Source organism: Salinisphaera sp. T5B8 (assembly GCF_040361255.1).
GTDB lineage: Bacteria > Pseudomonadota > Gammaproteobacteria > Nevskiales > Salinisphaeraceae > Salinisphaera.
In genome coordinates this window covers 1-16,735 of the sequence record NZ_APNG01000024.1, presented here as the reverse complement: position 1 = coordinate 16,735, position 16,735 = coordinate 1, and the positions used below count along the sequence as shown (strand labels likewise).

The following is a 16,735-nucleotide window of genomic DNA, read 5'->3' as shown; positions in this document are numbered from 1 at the left end:
TATGTTCGTCTGTGGGTTCGCGCTACGGTCGGCTTGCTTGTTTGTCCGCAGATCGACGCAGATCGACGCAGATACAAGTAATCATATGTTTTCGGCGTGTTTGGACCGGTAGCTTGGCGCATTTGAGGGCCCGGTATTCAATCCGCGTAACTCGCGAAATCTGTGGTTTGTTTCGTGAAGCGGGCGCTATTTGTCCTTACGACTGAAGGCGCGATAGCCTGTCGCGCGCGATTAACCGTTTTCATCTGTGTAGATCTGCGTCGATCTGCGGACAGTATTCCGCGGCCGCAGCTTTCCTGCGTTGCTCGTATTGCTGCGGAACGTGGTTGTCTCGTCGATCTGCGGACAACAGATGTCCCATGTGCGACGCCCTTGTAATCCCGGTGAAAGGCGCCACGGTTAAACGCATGCAACGCACGCTTTCATTCCAGACACCCGGCCGTTCGACACGGGATATCACCGACGACGTCAACGCGGTGGTACGCGAGGCGGGCGTGGCGACCGGCGTATGCCATGTATTCATTCGGCACACGTCGGCCTCGCTGATGATCTGCGAAAACGCCGATCCGGATGTGCGCGAGGACGTGGAGCGCTGGATGGCCAAGGCCGTGACCGATGGCGACCCGATGTTCGTGCACGATATGGAAGGCCCCGACGACATGCCCGGCCATATTCGCAGCATTCTGACCGGCATGGATCTGACCGTGCCCATCACCGATGGCGCGCTCAACCTGGGCACCTGGCAGGGCATCTATCTCTACGAGCACCGTAGCGCCCCGCATAATCGCGAGGTGGTGGTGACCCTGTTGCCGGCTGCGGGCTAGAGCGCGAGCGCCATAGCCAGGCGCAAGAAGCCGGCCGTGTCGGCTACGGCTCGCCGCGAGAACCACTTACCGGCCTGACTATCTTCGACTTGTAGGTAGCTGCGCCCGCGAGCGGTTCCCCAGCTCAGGCAGTAAAGCAACGGCCCCGCGTCTATTCGATCACGCCACAGTACATGCGTACGCCGCCCTTGCCGTGGGTGTGGTTCGACGCCGCGTGGTGCTGGTAGCGGTCGGCGCCCGCGTGGATCATGATCGAGCGCCCGGCGAGATCGGCGACGCTCAGGCGTGGTGCCAGAACCGGGATGGTCGCCGAACCGTCGGCCTCGACCGCGAGATTGGGCAGATCGCCGAGATGACCCTGACCGTAGGGGCCGTCGTGCCGGCCGGTATCGTGCGGGTCGTAATGGCCGCCGGCAGCGGCCCCTATCGTCATGTGCCCGTGTTTCGCTGCGGCGCCGCAGTCGGCATGGCTATGGATATGGGCGCCGTGCAAGCCGGGCGGTTCGAGATCGTGAAGATCGGGCGTTACCAGCAGCCCGTGTTCAGTGTCGGAGAACGTTACGACGCCGACGGATGCGCTCGGCCCATCGTGGCCGAGGCGATGTAGTTCGACTGTCTTGGCGGCCGCATTTGCGACCGCGCTTATTGCCAGCGCCAGTGACGCCGCGATGGCGAGGCGGCCGGCGCTCACGGCGCCCGGGCGATCGGCGCCACCGGCTTCCATTCGGTCACGCCTTGGATCGTATCCTCGTGTTCGCCTATCGTCACCGGGATCGACCAGCGCTTTATCACGTTGTCATTGTCATCGGACTCGACCTCACCGAGGTGGCCGATACGAGGATCGACCCAGCCATAGCGTGGCTGGCTCGAAATCTCGGCCCAACTCACGCCATTGCCGGCCTCGTAGCCGGGCGCGCCGGCAGGCGCGGCCTGCTGCCAGGTCGTGCTATGCCGGTTCACCGCCACGCCGCGCTTGTCGAAGCGCAGCATGGGCTCGGCGTCGGCGCCGTGCACCACCAGCGCCGCGTCGCCGGCATAGGACAGGAACAGCCCGGCCCGTGCACTGCCGTTCATGGCGCGCACCACAACGTTCGAGGCCAATGCGTTCGTCACACGGGCCTCCGGAATGCCGGTGGGTTCGGGCACGAACTGAAAACGGCCGCTGATGGCGCTGCGTGTATCCCCGTATTGCACGGGGATGCGCCATTCGCCGACGTCGGCGCTCTTGCCTTCCCGGCGAACGGTGTCCGCTACGGCGACGGTGTCGGTGCGCAGACGCAAATCGAACCAGCCCCAGTTCGCGGCCGGTTCGACCACCTGCCAGTTCGGTGCGCGAGAGGCATCGGCAGAGAAGGTGCCCGGCGCCATGAGCGTATTGCTGCGGTGAAACGCCGCGGCGCCCAGGTCGGCTTCGACAACGCCGTCGCCGATGCGCAGAAACGCACGGCCGTTGTCATCCAATATCGTCAACGGTCGCTCGCCCGGATTGGCCACGAGCAGCTGCGGGGCGAGGGTACGACGCAGCTGTACCCGTACGCCCTCAAGTTCGGCCGGCAGCGGATCGAGCACGGCACGCACGGTCGCGTCGTCTTCGTTGCCGGAATGCCCGGCATGGCCGTGGGCCAGCGCGCTCGCGCCCAGAAGTATCAGCAGGGTGAAGTGCCGGCTCGTCGCAACGAGCCGGCGTACGGATAAACAGCGCATCATTCGCCGTCTGCCTCGTTGTTGCCGGCGCTTTCGCCGAGATCCTCGGCCAGACCCTTTCCGGCTTCGGGCAGGCTCGTGGCGGTATCGACGCCCACGCCCGCGGCGCGCTTACCGGCCTGGGTGAGTTCCTCACCCACCGCGGGCGCGCCCTCGATCAACTCGCCCGGTGCCGGAATGATGCTGGTCACACCGGACAGCAGATCGGTGATCGGCATGATCGGCGAGACGTCGTCTGCGGCCTGGCCGCTGCCCAGCAGGCCGTCGCCAGCTAACAGCCCGCCGACCAGTCCTTTGCTGTCTTCGCCGTCGGCAACCGGGGCCGCCGGTTCGGGCTGATTGATTTCACCCTGGCCGGCCGGGTTCGGGGCCACGCCCACCGGCGTCGACACCGACGGCACGCGCTTGCCGTCGGCGGCTTGGAAACTCGCAAACAGCATGTACTGGCCCGCGGGCAGTACGGCCGGATTCGCCGTCATCTGCACAGTGAGCGTGTTGCCGCTACGCGAGACGATCGGCAGCTCCACGGCGCGTTGGTCGCCGTCGACCAGGTGCGTGGTGGCCGTGCGGCGAATGAGCATGACCTGATCCACGGCCGGGTTGCTCACCGTCATGGTGAAGGTGTCGCCGTTGGTTTCGAGGTCGGTGGGCGCGTTCTCGATCACGGGCCGGTCGCTGCGCATGGCGTAGGGCGGGGTATAGATCTCGAAGGAGGGGTCGCGGCTTTCGTAGTTGGCCAGGCCGATACTGTCGAGGTTGATGTTCGATGCGTAGGCCGTGTTGATCGGCGAATGGCCGCCGACGAGCACGCGCCCGTCGGGCATCAGCAACGCCGTGTTGTGGTAGGTGCGCTTGCGATGCGCTCGCGTCATCACCTGCCAGGTTTCGGTCTGCAGATCGAAGCGTTCAGCTTCGCGGATCGCGCCTTCCGCGCCGGGAACCACCACGCCGTCTCGATCGCCGCCGGAGAAGATCATGACGCTGTCGTCAGGCATGACCACGGAATAGCTGTACCAGCGCGGCCGGCTCAGCGGTCCGGTCAGCCGCGAGGAATAGCGCATGTCGTCGCCGTTGACCTCGACCGTATCGATACGCGAGGACGACACCGGCAGGTAGCCGCCGGGGCTGCCCACGGTGACGTAGGTGGGTACACCGCCTGCAGTCAGGAACTCGGCTTCGTGGTAGCCGCCGTTTTCGTCCGGGCGCAACGGCAGCATGGCCGAGAAGGTCGAACCGCGCATGCCGGAGCCGATCGTACGTTCCAGCGTGCGGGCGTCGACCGGCGTATCGGCCAGTTGCTCGATGGCGGCCGCGGGATTGCTGGCGGTGGTGCCCACCAGATCGCCAAGCAGGCTGGTGACCTGTTTGCCGTTCAGGTTGGTCGGGTTGAGGGTGCTGGTCAGTTCCTTGAGTCCGATCTCGTTGAACTTGAGCGGCAGCCCGGCATAGCCCAGATCGGTCCATTGCTGGGTGTCCGGATCGTAGGCGGCCACGATATTCCAGAGCGCCTGATCATAGGCCTGGCCGAACGGATTGAAGGCTTGGCCGCCGGCGTTGTAATAGACCTGGCCGTTGGGCAGCAGGTGCAGGCGCGGGAACAGCGGCAGCGAGCGCTGTGCGGCGTCGCCGTTCTCACTCCAGCGGCCGGTATCGAGATCGTAGGTTTCGGTCTGCGTGACGTTGCGCCCCGAGTTCAACGGCTGTTCCGGATACACCGGCTTGAGCAGCTTGGTAACGCCGCTGGCCACGAACACGTCACCATCGGCGAGGGTCACAAGGGTGGGGTACCAGCGCCCGAACGTCATGTCGCCGCTTTGCGTCCACGTATTGCTTTGCGGGTCGAAGATACGCGAGGACTTGAGCCCTTCCAGTTCGACCACGCCCACCGGCAGGCCGTCCACGCCGGGCTCGGTGTAATAGTCGGTCCCGCCCACGGCCATCATGCTGCCATCGGCAAGGAATACCACGTCCGCGCAGAACAGGGCGCCATCGTTCTTCGCGGTGTTGTCGGCGGTGGACAGAATGCCGTTGGGCACACCCGGCAGGCCGCGCGCGATGGTTTCGCTGTCGTTGCCCTCCGGGTTGGCGCCGCCGTCGAGCGGGGAGGGTTTTTTCCACGACGGGGTGTCGCCTTCGCCCAGGGTGAGTACCCGCGACTGATCGTTGACGGTGACCTCGCCGAACTCGGCCACGATCGACAGCTCCACGTTCTCGGTGCCTTCCAGGGCATTGAGATAGACGAAGCGGCCGGCGCCGAGATTGGCCACCGTGCCGGCCGCCGGCTTGCAGCTCAGCGTGCCGTCCTCGCGCGTCAGGCAGCGTTCCTCGGTTTCCACCGTTTTACCGTCGACCACGAGGGTGGGTTCGGCAAAGGGTTCGCTGAAACGACCGCCGATCTGCGGCGGCAGGTTGTTCGCCTCGGCGCCGCGTGGCGCGGCGGCAGGTTTGGCGGCAGCTGCGGGCTCGGATGCGGCCGCCGACTCATTGCCCGAGTCGCTACGGGCCGGCGTATCCGGCTTACCGGCATTGAGCAGCTTGCCCAATACGCCGTCGTCGAGGGCAGCCAGCGCCGGGCTGGATGACAAACAGAAAGCCAGAGCGGCCGTCGTCGCCGCAGACAGGGTCGTGCGCATCGGGTTCTCCTCCGACAACTTCGAGGCATTTTGTCGTTCTGCCCGAGTCGTTTTATTTGTAATCGGTCGGAAGCAACCGTTAGCACGCGCCAATTAATTGGCGCAAACACGAAATTCGCGTCGGAATGCCGTCTTTTGCGGCAAAAGGATTTGACGACAAGGGGTTAGCAAGCTGTCAAATTGTTGGGAAAAATTACCCAGATACGTATCGAGCACCCGATCGGCTCGATCCAGCGCAGTCGGGCCGGGTGTTGCGCCCGGCCCGCAGCGGCCCTAGTGGTGGAAGTGGCGAATGCCGGTAAAGACCATGGCAATGCCGGCTTCATCGGCGGCGGCGATCACTTCGTCGTCGCGAATCGAGCCCCCGGGCTGGATCACGGCCTTCACGCCGGCTTCGGCGGCGGCGTCCAGGCCGTCGCGGAAGGGGAAGAAGGCATCCGATGCCATCACCGAACCGGCTACTTCCAGGCCGGCGTCGCGGGCCTTGATGCCGGCGATACGGGCTGAATCCACGCGGCTCATCTGGCCCGCGCCCACGCCGATCGTGCGCCCGTCGCGGGCATACACGATGGCGTTGGATTTCACGTATTTGGCTACCCGCCAGGCAAACAGCAGGTCCTGTAGCTGGGTGCCGTCGGGCTGGGCCTGGGTGACCACATCGAGCTTGTCGCGGTCGAACAGCAGCGTATCGGCATCCTGTACCAACAGCCCGCCCGCGATCTGGCGCATGGCGAGCTTCGGTTCGGCATCGGCCTTGAAGTCGCCGGTGGCGATCACGCGCAGATTCTTCTTCTTGGCGAAGGCCGCCAGTGCGGCGTCGTCGATGCGCGGCGCGAGGATCACTTCTGCGAACTGGTTCGCCAGAATCTGGTTCGCCGTGTCCACGTCCAGGGTCTCGTTGAACGCGATGATGCCGCCGAAGGCCGAGGTGGGGTCGGTGGCAAAGGCGCGCTCGTAGGCGGTCTTCAGGTCGGGACCGACGGCCACACCACAGGGGTTGGCGTGCTTGACGATCACGCAGGCCGGGGCCTGGTCGAAGGCGCGTACGCAGGCCAGGGCCGCGTCGGAATCGGCCAGATTGTTGTAGGACAGCGCCTTGCCCTGGCATACACGGGCATCCACCAGGCTCGCGGCCACCGGGGTGGAGGCGGCGTAGAGGGCCGCCCGCTGGTGCGGGTTCTCGCCGTAGCGCAGATCCTGGCGCTTGGTATAGGTCGCCGCGAAGCGGGCCGGCAGCACGTCTTCGGCTTCGCTGTCGGGCGTGCTCTCGTCGCCCTGCAGATAGTCGGCGATGGCACGGTCGTAGCCGGCGGTATGGTTGAAGCCCTTTGCAGCCAGACGACGGCGGGTGGCGGTACGCGTGCCGCCATGGGCGCTCAGATCATCCAGTACGGCGTCGTAGTCCGCAGCATCCACGACCAGGGTCACGAAGGCGTGGTTCTTGGCCGCGGCACGCAGCATGGCCGGGCCGCCGATATCGATGGTCTCGATGGCCTGATCGCGCGGGCAGTTCGGGTCGGCCACGGTCTGTTCGAAGGGGTAGAGATTGACCACCACCAGGTCGATGGGCGCGATGCCCTGTTCGGCCATCACGTCGTCGTCCTGACCGCGCCGGCCGAGAATGCCGCCATGAATCTTCGGATGTAGTGTTTTAACGCGCCCGTCCATGATCTCCGGCGCGCCGGTGTGGGCGGCTACATCGACCACCTCAACGCCGGCTTCGCGTAGTACGCGGGCCGTGCCGCCGGTGGACAGGATTTCGACGCCGTGTTGTTCGGCCAGCGTCTTGGCAAACGCGGCGACGCCGGTTTTGTCGGAAACGCTGATCAGGGCGCGGCGGATGGGGGCGTGTTCGGTAGAGCTCACGATAGCCTTTGTCCGGAAAACGGAGTGTGGTCGATTGAAATAAAAACACCCGCTGTGCGGGTGGGAAGATGCGTGCCGTGTATCGGCGGTCTAACGGTCGAGCGCGTAGGTGCGCAATTTCTTACGCAGCGTCCCGCGATTGATGCCCAGCATTTCGGCCGCGCGCGACTGGTTGCCCTGGCTGTAATCGAGCACGCGCTCGAGCAGTGGCTTTTCCACCTGCGCGAGCACCATCTGGTAAAGATCGCGCGGCGGCGCGCAACCGTTGAGCGAATCGAAATAGCGATCGAGACTGGCGCCCACATAATGGCTGAGCGGCTGGGCGGCGTCTTGGTCGATCTTCGACATTCGAAACGGGCGCGTGGGCAGGGACAAGGCGCAAAACTATAACGGCATTTCGCCCGCAGAGAAAGACGACTTTCGGCTATTCGTCGTCATGCAAGGCGGCGCTTGCCGTTCAGGCGGACCCAATCGTCCTCGATGGCCGGCTCGGTGAACGTGAATGCGCGGGTATACGCATTTTGTACGTCGTCGATCTGGCGTGTCAGCAGACCCGAGAGCACCAGCGGCGCGCCGGGCGCGGCGTGGGCGGTGAGCGTGGGCGCGAGTGCGATCAGCGGCTTGGCCAGGATATTGGCGAGCACGATATCGAACTCGCGATCGCCGATCGCATCCAGTGCCGGCGTATGGATACGATCGAGCACGCCGTTGCGCTCGGCATTCTCGCGGGTCGCGCGTACGGCCTGATCGTCGATATCCACCGCGGTGACCGATGCCGCGCCCAGGCGCGCGGCGGCGACGGCGAGAATGCCCGAGCCACAACCGTAGTCGAGCACCTGCTTGTCGGCCAGATCAGCCTCGGCGAGCCAGCCCAGACACAGCGCCGTGGTCGGGTGGGTGCCGGTACCGAAGGCAAGCCCGGGATCCAGACGCACGACGATGGCGTCATCGTCGGCCGCCACCGGGGCATTGTGCGGAGCGATCCAGAGCCGCGCGCCGAAACGGATGGGCGGATGCTGGGCCAGCCACGCGCTGGCCCAATCCTCGTTTTCCAGCCGGTCGATACGAATGGTCGCGTCTGCGCCCAGCGCCTCGCGTAGTGCTGCCTCGATCGGCTCCGCACGGGTGCCGTCGGTGAACAAGCCGGTGATACGTGAATCGGCAAAGGCCGGTTGCTCGTTGGGCGTGTTCTCGACGGTGATGTCGTCGCCAGCATCGAGCACGGTAACCGCTTCGGCGTCGAAGCTTTCGAAGACCGCCTCGGCCAACGATGCTCGGGGCGTCTCGACGGTAATCTGCAGCCAGGCGGGTCCGTCAGCCACGGCTGCTTTCATCCTTGAGTTTCTTTTCCAGCCAGTGGATCGATACCCCGCCCTCGATATGCGCCGGGTCGTGGATGATGCGTTTATGCAGGGCGATATTGGTATTGATGCCCTCGACGACCATCTCCGACAGGGCCATGTCCAGACGCGCGGTGGCGGCATGGCGGGTATCGCCGTGGGCGATGAGCTTGCCGATGAGCGAGTCGTAATACGGCGGAATGCTGTAGCCGGCATAGATATGCGAATCCATGCGAATACCCGGCCCGCCCGGCGCGTGGTAAGCCTGAATCTTGCCGGGCGAGGGCACGAACGTCTCGGCGTGCTCGGCATTGATACGGCATTCGATGGCATGCCCGCGCAGCTGGATGTCTTCCTGCTTGTAGCGCAGTTCGTGGCCCGCGGCGATACGCAGCTGTTCGGCGACCAGATCCACGCCGGTGATCATTTCCGTGACCGGATGCTCGACCTGGATACGCGTGTTCATTTCGATGAAATGGAACTCGCCGTTTTCGTACAGGAATTCGAAGGTGCCCGCGCCGCGATAGCCGATGCGCTTGCAGGCATCCACACACAGCTTGCCGATATGTTCGCGCTCTTCAGCCGTGATGCCGGGCGCCGGCGCTTCTTCGACCACTTTCTGGTGGCGACGCTGCGGCGAACAATCGCGCTCGCCCAGATGAATCGCGTTGCCGTAGTTGTCGGCCAGCACCTGAACCTCGATATGCCGTGGCAGCTCGAGGTATTTCTCCATGTACACGGCCGGGTTGCCGAAAAAGCTGGCCGCTTCCCGGCGTGCCATGTCGATGGCACCGGCCAGGGCCTTGGCCTCATAGACCACGTGCATGCCGCGCCCGCCGCCGCCGCCGGCGGCCTTGATGATGACCGGAAAGCCGATCTTCTGGGCCAACTTGCGATTGGCTGCATCGTCGGCGGTCAGCGGCGCGCCGGAGCCGGGCACACAGGGCACGCCCGCGGCTTTCATTTCCTGAATGGCCGAGGTCTTGTCGCCCATCAGGCGGATGGTTTCCGCGCGCGGGCCGATGAAGGTAAAGCCGGACTGTTCCACGCTTTCGGCGAAATCCGCGTTCTCCGAGAGAAAGCCGTAGCCCGGATGGATGGCGCTGGCGCCGGCGACTTCAGCCGTGCTCATGATCGCGGCCATGTTGAGATAGCTCTTCGAGCTGTCGGCCGGGCCGATACAAACGGCTTCCTCGGCCAGCAGCACGTGTTTTTGTTCGCGATCGGCGGTGGAGTAGGCCGCGACCACGGGGATATCCAGTTCGCGGCAGGCGCGCAGGATACGCAGCGCGATCTCGCCGCGATTGGCGATCAATACTTTGCCTAGCATGCAAAAACCTCTCTGTGACCGGCGCCGCCAGCCCCTCGGGGCGGCGCTGTCGGTCGTTGTCTGTCAGTGCGCACTCACTGTCCCTCTATCGGGTCGATCGGCTCCGAAAACGGAACACGATCGACAATCATCGGGCCTCGGAGGTTCGGTTTATCTCACGACGAACAGCGGCTGATCGAACTCGACCGGCTGGCCGTTTTCCACCAGTACGGCACTGACTTCGCCCGCGACTTCGGCTTCGATCTGGTTGAGCATCTTCATGGCTTCGATGATGCACAGCGTATCGGTGGGCCCGATCTTGTCACCCACTTCCACGAACGGCTTGGCATCCGGCGCCGGCGCGCGATAGAAGGTGCCGACCATCGGCGAGCGCACGATATGGCCTTCCGGGGTGTCGTCTTCGTCGTCGGCGCTGCTGTTGCTGGCGTTATTGGTCTCGGCGGGCGCGGGGGCAGGCGCTGGAGCGGCTGCTGCCGGCTGCGGCGGCGCGGCCGGGATGCTGCCGGGCGCCGGATAACGGCCGATGCGGACCGACTCTTCACCTTCGGTGATTTCGAGCTCGGCGATGCCGGAGTCCTCGACCAGCTCGATGAGCTTTTTGAGCTTGCGGATATCCATGGGGGTTATTTCTCCTCGGTGGTCTCGGCGGTGCGCGTCATCGCGGCGTCCAGGGCCATGACATAGCCGTGCGCGCCAAAACCGGTGATGGTGCCGATCGCGATATCGGCGATATAGGAATGATGGCGAAACGCTTCGCGTTGCGCGGTGTTGGAAAGATGGATTTCGATACAGGCCAGCTGTGTGCCCAACAGGGCATCGCGCAGGGCGATGCTCGTATGCGTGAATGCACCAGGATTGAACAGCACACAGGCGACGTTTTCATCGCGCGCGGCGTGGAGGCGATCGATGAGTTCGCCTTCGCTGTTGGACTGGAAACAGGCCAGGCTGTGGCCGTGTTTCTGTGCGCGCGCTTGCAGGCGGCGTTCTATGTCGGGGAGCGTGTCGTGGCCGTAGACGTCCGGCTCGCGGCTGCCGAGCAGATTGAGATTGGGTCCGTTGAGCAGCAGAAAATGAGCCACGCAGCCCGTCCTTGGATGGCGATGCTCGGAGTCTGCCCCAAGGAAATGGACGTTACAACCGAAAAGAAAGTGTTTTCGCGACCGTTCGCTACCGTATTGTCGATAATTCGGCGACGTTCAGGCCAGCCGCGCCGCATCGCGACGGCCGTTCGGCGGCGTTGTACGCATGGGCTCAGTCTTTGGTCGCAGATGCGCTTTTTTCGAGCAATGGCTGCACGATATCGGACAATCGCGCATGATTCAGCGCACCGGCAATACGAGCGACCACCTTGCCGTTGCGATCGATGATGGCAGTAAACGGCAATACACCCGCCGGCGCGCCCTCGGCGGTGTAGCGATCCTGAATACGTGCGCCTTCGGTGGCGTCCGCCAGAACCGGGTAGTTGATGTCGTAGCGCTTGGCGAATTCGGCCGCTGCCTCGGGTTTATCGACGGCAATGCCAATAATCTGAAGGCCCTGATCGGCGTATTCGCGCTGGGCGTCGATGAGCATGGGCACTTCTTCGCGGCAGGGCTTGCACCAACTGGCCCAGAAGTTGAGCACCACCACCTGACCGTCGTAGTCGGCGATCGCATGGGGTTCGCCGTCGAGATCGGCCAGGGTGAAATCCGGCCGGTACGGCTTCTCGTTCGCACTGTTCCAATAGACGAATACACCGGCGACTACGACCGCTGCCAGCAGGCCGATACCCACAATCCGCGCCATCACACGATTCATAAGGGTTGTTCCAGGCGTTGCAGGCGCTCAATGAAACCGGCGCTATCGATTGTGCCAATCAGGCGCTGGTCGGCGGCTTCGCTGCCGTCCGGGCGATAGAACAGCACCGTGGGCGGGCCGAATACGTTGAGCTCGCGCATGAGCGCACGGTCGGCGCTGTCGTAGTCGGTGACATCCACCTGCAGGGCCACCACCTCGGACAGGGCCTGGCGTACCGAGGCTTCGGCAAACAGACCGTGTTCCATCTGTACGCACTCCACGCACCAGTCCGCATAGAAATCCACCACCGCGGGGCGGCCGTTCTCGCGTGCGCTGGCCAGTGCGGCCTGGAGCTGGTCGAGATTGGCCACGCGGGTAAAGGGCGAATCCGTGGTAATACCCTTCGCCGCGGTATTCGTCGTGGTGCTGATCAGCGGCGCGAGCGGGCGCAGTGCGGTAGCGTTGTGTGCGCCGGCGAGTACGCCAAGCGTGGCCGCCCCGGCATAGACGAACAACAGGAATGCTACGGCGCGCACAATCGCACGCCCGGCCCGTGCGGCCGGCTCGAGCGTGGACAGATAGCTGGCATAGCCGAGTGCCAGCAACGCCCAGCCGGCCAGGCTCACCGGCGCGGGCAGAATGCGCGTAAGCAGCCACAGGGCGACCGCCAGCAGAATCACGCCGGACAGAATCTGCACCTCGCTCATCCAGGCGCCGGCGTGGGGCATCAGCCGGGCGCCGAATACGCCGATGAGGATCAGCGGTACACCCATGCCGAGCCCGAGCATGAACAGCGCCGCGCCGCCGAGCACCATGTCGCCACTGCTGGAGATGTAGAGCAGCGCGCCCACCAGTGGCGGCGCCAGACAGGGCCCGGCAATCAATGCCGAAAAGAACCCCATGAGCGCCGCGCCGGCGAGCCCGCCCCGGCGGGCGCCGATGGCGCTGGCGCGCTGGCGAATCGGGGCCGGCATCTGCAGCTGGAACAGGCCGAAGGCGGCCAGTGCCAGCAGTACGAAGATCACCGCAAAGGGAATGAGTACGGCCGGCATCTGCAGGGCCGCCTGCAGGTTCGCCCCGAAATAGCCGGCAATCACGCCGAACACGGTATAGGCTGCGGCCATCGCCAGCACATAGGTCAGCGAAAGCGTGAAAGCCCGTGCCGGCGTGGCCTGGGCGCCGACGATCAGCCCCGACAGAATCGGGATCATCGGCAGGATGCAGGGCGTGAATGCCAGTAACAGCCCGAACACGAAGAACAGACCCAGCGTGGGTAAGGTGCCCGCGCTCGCGAGCCGGCCGGCCAGATCGTCCTGCTGGGTGAGAAAGCCGCCATCGCCGGTGTCGGCGTTCGCGGCAAAATTCGAATCCGCCGTGGCGGTGGGTGCCTCCGCGATATCCAGTGTTTTCGTCTGCGGCGGGTAACACAGGCCGGCGTCCGCGCAGCCCTGATAGGTCACCTGAATACGCGCGCCCGGCGGCAGCGGCGTATCGCCCAGCACCGCCAGCACCACGCGCACGCTGTCGCGATAGCTTTCTACCGGGCCGAAGAACTCGTCGGTATGTTTTTCGCCACTCGGAAACCGGGCATCGCCGGATATGGCCGGCTCGGCGTCGACGAGCTTAAAGTCGAAGGCGTGGCGATACAGGTAATAGCCGTCGGCGATTTGCCAGGTTACGGCCACATCGCCGTCGGCGGTGCGCTCGGCACTGGGCACGAAGGCCTCGTCCACGGGCAGAAAGTCGTTCGCCGCCGCAGCGCTCGTACTGAGCAAGGCCAGCAGACAAGCCGCCAGCGCCAGCAGTACGCGCGCCCGAACTGAATGCATGGCGGCGTTCACGACCGCCCGGTTTGCGCTTCGAGCCAGTCGAGATAGGCCGTGGCGCCTTCGACGATCGGCACCGCCACCATTTCCGGTACATCGTCGGGGTGCAGGGCGGCCACACGGGCCTGGATATCGTCAATCCGCTCGGCCCGGGTCTTGATGAGCAGCAGCAGTTCGTTGTCGATCTCGATTTTGCCCTGCCAGCGATAGACCGATTCGACGCCCGGCACGATATTCACGCAGGCAGCCTCGTGGTGTTCGACCAGGGCGCTGGCGATCGTGCGGGCGGTTTCGATATCGGGGCAGGTCACATAGACCATGCGGGCTTCGGCGGATTTTTGCGTATCGTTCATGGCGCGCATTCTAGAAGTTTGCGATGCAATGCGCGATAACACGCCGGTCTTGTCCTGCGCGAAGCCGGCCCCAGAATAAAAGACGAAGTGAAAGTTATTTAGTGGCGGCGAAAAGGCACTGTTATAGTCGCGCCACAACAACGATGGAGTATGCGACATGAGTTTGCGACTGGGCGATACCGCACCCGATTTCAATGCCGACACCACGGAAGGCGAAATCAACTTCCACGAATGGCTGGGCGACCAGTGGGGCGTGTTGATGTCCCATCCCGCCGACTTCACGCCGGTGTGCACCACCGAAATCGGTGCGACTTCCAAGCTCAAGGACGAATTCGCCAAGCGTAACGCCAAGGCGATCGTCGTCTCGGTGGATTCGGTCGAGGATCACAAGGCCTGGTCCAAGGACATCGAGGAAACCCAGGGCTGCGGCGTGAACTTCCCGCTCATCGGCGATACCGACCGCAAGGTCTCCGAGCTCTACGACATGATCCACCCGGGCGAGGGTGACACCTCCACCGTGCGTAGCGTGTTCGTGATCGACCCGAACAAGAAGATTCGCATGACGCTCACCTACCCGAAGAGCGCCGGGCGCAACTTTGACGAGATCCTGCGCGTGATCGATTCGCTGCAGCTGACCGACAACTACAAGGTCACCACGCCGGCGAACTGGAAAGACGGCGACGACGTAATCGTCTCGCCCGCGCTGTCCAACGAGGAAGCCGAGAAGCACTTCCCGAATGGCTGGAACGAGCTCAAGCCGTACCTGCGCATGACCAAGCAGCCGAACAAGTAAACGGCGTTTCGCCAGGCCGAATCGCTTGGCGGAGTCAAAGGCGCGGTCTTTCGGGGCCGCGCCTTTTTTGTGTGTGCTGCAGTTAGCGCGGCATACTACGGCGCGCGATAACGGGCGCCGCCGAGAACGCCCGACCGTCACACGCTCCACTTATTCAGATCCACAACGAGAACACATCATGGCCGAGGACACGCCGAAACAGCGCCGCAGTCACGTCGTCACCCAGGGCACCTCGCGTGCGCCCAACCGCGCCATGCTGCGCGCCATGGGCTACACCGACGAGGACTTCAACAAGCCCATCGTCGGCATCGCCAACGGCTACTCGACCATCACGCCCTGCAACATGGGTCTGAACGATCTCGCCAAGCGGGCCGAAGGCGCGCTCGAAAACGGCGGCGCCAAATCGCAGATGTTCGGCACCGTGACCGTCTCCGACGGTATCTCCATGGGCACGCCGGGCATGAAGTATTCGCTGGTCTCCCGCGAAGTGATTGCCGACGTCATCGAAACCGCCGTGCAGGGCGAATCCATGGACGGCGTCATGGCGCTGGGCGGCTGCGACAAGAACATGCCGGGTGCGATGATCGGCATCGCGCGCATGAACGTGCCGGCCATCTTCGTCTATGGCGGCACCATCAAGCCCGGCCATGCCTTCGGTGAAGACCTCACCGTGGTTTCCGTGTTCGAAGCCGTCGGCCAGCGCGTGGCCGGCAAGATCGACGACGAACGCGTCAAGACGGTCGAGTGCAACGCCTGCCCGGGCGCGGGTTCCTGTGGCGGCATGTTCACCGCCAACACTATGTCCAGCGCGTTCGAGGCGATGGGCATGAGCCTGCCGTATTCGTCGACCATGGCCGCGGAAGACGAAGAAAAAGCCGAAAGCGCGGCCCGCTCGGCGGAAGTGCTGATCCAGGCCATCGAGAAGGACATCAAGCCGCGTGATCTGCTCACGTTCGAAGCCTTCGAAAATGCCATCACACTGATCATGGCCGTGGGCGGCTCCACCAACGCCGTGCTGCATTTGCTGGCCATCGCCCAGGCCGCGGACGTGAACCTCACCATCGACGACTTCGAGCGCATCCGTGCCAAGGTGCCGGTGTTCTGCGACCTCAAGCCCTCGGGGCGTTTCGTGGTCACCCAGCTGCACGCCGCCGGTGGCATTCCGCAGGTGCTCAAGATGCTGCTCAAAGCTGGCCTGCTGCACGGCGACTGCCTGACCATCACCGGTGAAACGCTGGCCGAAACCCTGGCCGATGTGCCGGACGAACCGCCGAAGAGCCAGAAAGTCATCCTGCCGATGGAAGAGGCGCTGTATAAATCCGGCCATCTGGCCATCCTCAAGGGCAATCTGGCCGAAGAGGGCGGTGTCGCCAAGATCACCGGCCTCAAGAACCCGGCCATCACCGGCCCCGCCCGCGTGTTCGATTCCGAAGAAGAAGCCATGCAGGCGATCGTCGACGAGAAGATCGTCTCCGGCGATGTCGTCGTCATCCGCTACGAAGGCCCGAAAGGCGGCCCCGGCATGCGCGAAATGCTCTCGCCGACTTCCGCCATCGTCGGCCGTGGATTGGGTGAAGAAGTCGGCCTGATCACCGACGGCCGCTTCTCCGGCGGCACCTACGGCATGGTCGTCGGCCACGTCGCCCCGGAAGCCGCCGTCGGCGGCAACATCGCCCTGGTGCAGGAAGGCGACACCATCACCATCGACGCCCACGAACGCAAACTGCATCTGCACGTCAGCGACGAAGAACTTGCGGACCGCCGCAACGCCTGGCAACCCAAGCCGCCGAATGCGACTCGGGGGGTGTTGGCTAAGTATGCTCGGTTGGTGGGGACGGCTTCTAAGGGGGCGGTTACAGATCAGGGTGGCGATTGATCATATAGCTGCTGCTAGGGCTCGCGAGAAACCCGCTGAACGGCGGGTTTTTTATGCGTGCTCTTCGTGCCATATTACTAGCGGAGGACGCAGTACGTTTTGACCGCTACGAAGACGATAATGCGGAGGTCAGTAGCTTGGTAGGCAATTTGTGTCGACCTAATACGCGCGATAAGACCTGACGTATTGATTTATAAATAAAACGAGGCGGCGTTATGTCGACCATCTGCCGCGTGATATACCTACAAATGTCGTCGAATTGGCGTTAGCGGCAGCAAGAGAGAGTAAATATGATTTTAAGAACACTGACGATTTTGATGCTTGCATTCTGCATAAACGCCAATGCTCAAGGAATACCACCTAGGTGTGTAAACCCAACACATTGTTCACGGATAAGCCCAGGCGGCTGATCGG

At 63.8% G+C, this 16,735-nt stretch carries 15 protein-coding genes; 3 read left to right on the top strand and 12 right to left on the bottom strand.

The genetic code is table 11. The features are described 5' to 3' along the window. Nucleotides 1-359: 359 nt before the first annotated feature. The gene (locus tag T5B8_RS17225) at nt 360-824 is read left to right on the top strand and encodes a secondary thiamine-phosphate synthase enzyme YjbQ (protein ID WP_353180605.1); all 465 of its coding nucleotides are present in this window, start codon (nt 360-362) and stop codon (nt 822-824) included. A gap of 151 nt (nt 825-975) precedes the next feature. On the opposite strand, the gene T5B8_RS17220 is transcribed toward T5B8_RS17225, so the two are convergent. The 12 genes from T5B8_RS17220 to cutA all read right to left on the bottom strand — a co-directional run bounded on the left by T5B8_RS17220 (nt 976) and on the right by cutA (nt 13,652). After that, a complete protein-coding gene (locus T5B8_RS17220) occupies nt 976-1,515 on the bottom strand; it encodes a superoxide dismutase family protein (RefSeq protein WP_353180604.1) in 540 nt (179 codons plus the stop codon). Next, entirely contained in the window at nt 1,512-2,531 is a 1,020-nt protein-coding gene (locus T5B8_RS17215) for a hypothetical protein (RefSeq protein ID WP_353180603.1), read from the bottom strand. The genes T5B8_RS17220 and T5B8_RS17215 overlap by 4 nt, the downstream gene beginning before the upstream one ends. Further along, nucleotides 2,528-5,161 carry a galactose oxidase early set domain-containing protein gene (locus T5B8_RS17210; RefSeq protein WP_353180602.1) on the bottom strand — a complete coding sequence of 878 codons (2,634 nt, stop codon included), beginning with the start codon at nt 5,159-5,161 and terminating at the stop codon, nt 2,528-2,530. The genes T5B8_RS17215 and T5B8_RS17210 overlap by 4 nt, the downstream gene beginning before the upstream one ends. Before the next feature lie 273 nt (nt 5,162-5,434). Next, nucleotides 5,435-7,027 carry a bifunctional phosphoribosylaminoimidazolecarboxamide formyltransferase/IMP cyclohydrolase gene (gene purH / locus T5B8_RS17205; protein WP_353180601.1) on the bottom strand — a complete coding sequence of 531 codons (1,593 nt, stop codon included), beginning with the start codon at nt 7,025-7,027 and terminating at the stop codon, nt 5,435-5,437. A gap of 90 nt (nt 7,028-7,117) precedes the next feature. Beyond that, nucleotides 7,118-7,375, bottom strand: a complete 258-nt coding sequence (fis, locus tag T5B8_RS17200; protein ID WP_353180600.1) for a DNA-binding transcriptional regulator Fis — start codon at nt 7,373-7,375, stop codon at nt 7,118-7,120. Nucleotides 7,376-7,461: 86 nt separating this feature from the next. Beyond that, nucleotides 7,462-8,349 carry a 50S ribosomal protein L11 methyltransferase gene (prmA, locus tag T5B8_RS17195; protein ID WP_353180599.1) on the bottom strand — a complete coding sequence of 296 codons (888 nt, stop codon included), beginning with the start codon at nt 8,347-8,349 and terminating at the stop codon, nt 7,462-7,464. Continuing rightward, entirely contained in the window at nt 8,342-9,697 is a 1,356-nt protein-coding gene (gene accC, locus T5B8_RS17190) for an acetyl-CoA carboxylase biotin carboxylase subunit (RefSeq protein ID WP_353180598.1), read from the bottom strand. The genes prmA and accC overlap by 8 nt, the downstream gene beginning before the upstream one ends. Before the next feature lie 150 nt (nt 9,698-9,847). Continuing rightward, nucleotides 9,848-10,315, bottom strand: coding sequence for an acetyl-CoA carboxylase biotin carboxyl carrier protein (gene accB, locus T5B8_RS17185; protein WP_353180597.1), 468 nt, complete (start codon nt 10,313-10,315; stop codon nt 9,848-9,850). Between the two features lie 5 nt (nt 10,316-10,320). Next, complete coding sequence (aroQ, locus tag T5B8_RS17180) at nt 10,321-10,776, bottom strand: type II 3-dehydroquinate dehydratase (protein ID WP_353180596.1); 456 nt, start codon at nt 10,774-10,776, stop codon at nt 10,321-10,323. 172 nt (nt 10,777-10,948) lie between these two features. Continuing rightward, a complete protein-coding gene (locus tag T5B8_RS17175; protein WP_353180595.1) occupies nt 10,949-11,494 on the bottom strand; it encodes a TlpA family protein disulfide reductase in 546 nt (181 codons plus the stop codon). Then, on the bottom strand, nt 11,491-13,302 hold the full coding sequence (gene dsbD, locus T5B8_RS17170; RefSeq protein ID WP_353180594.1) for a protein-disulfide reductase DsbD: 1,812 nt from the start codon (nt 13,300-13,302) through the stop codon (nt 11,491-11,493). Before dsbD ends, T5B8_RS17175 begins: the two co-directional genes overlap by 4 nt. 8 nt (nt 13,303-13,310) lie before the next feature. Next, entirely contained in the window at nt 13,311-13,652 is a 342-nt protein-coding gene (cutA, locus tag T5B8_RS17165) for a divalent-cation tolerance protein CutA (RefSeq protein ID WP_353180593.1), read from the bottom strand. A 157-nt stretch (nt 13,653-13,809) separates the two neighbouring features. Here cutA and T5B8_RS17160 point away from each other — a divergent pair, with 157 nt between their 5' ends. Both T5B8_RS17160 and ilvD read left to right on the top strand, forming a co-directional pair. After that, nucleotides 13,810-14,445, top strand: coding sequence for a peroxiredoxin (locus T5B8_RS17160; RefSeq protein ID WP_353180592.1), 636 nt, complete (start codon nt 13,810-13,812; stop codon nt 14,443-14,445). 178 nt (nt 14,446-14,623) lie between these two features. Beyond that, entirely contained in the window at nt 14,624-16,321 is a 1,698-nt protein-coding gene (ilvD, locus tag T5B8_RS17155; protein ID WP_353180591.1) for a dihydroxy-acid dehydratase, read from the top strand. Nucleotides 16,322-16,735 lie beyond the last annotated feature (414 nt).

What these genes read in the sequence shown, in the direction of transcription:
- accC (WP_353180598.1), bottom strand. Translation starts at nt 9,697, where the DNA reads ATGCTAGGCAAAGTATTGATCGCCAATCGCGGCGAGATCGCGCTGCGT.
- T5B8_RS17215 (WP_353180603.1), bottom strand. Translation starts at nt 2,531, where the DNA reads ATGATGCGCTGTTTATCCGTACGCCGGCTCGTTGCGACGAGCCGGCAC.
- accB (WP_353180597.1), bottom strand. Translation starts at nt 10,315, where the DNA reads ATGGATATCCGCAAGCTCAAAAAGCTCATCGAGCTGGTCGAGGACTCC.
- cutA (WP_353180593.1), bottom strand. Translation starts at nt 13,652, where the DNA reads ATGAACGATACGCAAAAATCCGCCGAAGCCCGCATGGTCTATGTGACC.
- T5B8_RS17225 (WP_353180605.1), top strand. Translation starts at nt 360, where the DNA reads ATGTGCGACGCCCTTGTAATCCCGGTGAAAGGCGCCACGGTTAAACGC.
- dsbD (WP_353180594.1), bottom strand. Translation starts at nt 13,302, where the DNA reads ATGCATTCAGTTCGGGCGCGCGTACTGCTGGCGCTGGCGGCTTGTCTG.
- ilvD (WP_353180591.1), top strand. Translation starts at nt 14,624, where the DNA reads ATGGCCGAGGACACGCCGAAACAGCGCCGCAGTCACGTCGTCACCCAG.
- T5B8_RS17160 (WP_353180592.1), top strand. Translation starts at nt 13,810, where the DNA reads ATGAGTTTGCGACTGGGCGATACCGCACCCGATTTCAATGCCGACACC.
- T5B8_RS17175 (WP_353180595.1), bottom strand. Translation starts at nt 11,494, where the DNA reads ATGAATCGTGTGATGGCGCGGATTGTGGGTATCGGCCTGCTGGCAGCG.
- fis (WP_353180600.1), bottom strand. Translation starts at nt 7,375, where the DNA reads ATGTCGAAGATCGACCAAGACGCCGCCCAGCCGCTCAGCCATTATGTG.
- T5B8_RS17210 (WP_353180602.1), bottom strand. Translation starts at nt 5,161, where the DNA reads ATGCGCACGACCCTGTCTGCGGCGACGACGGCCGCTCTGGCTTTCTGT.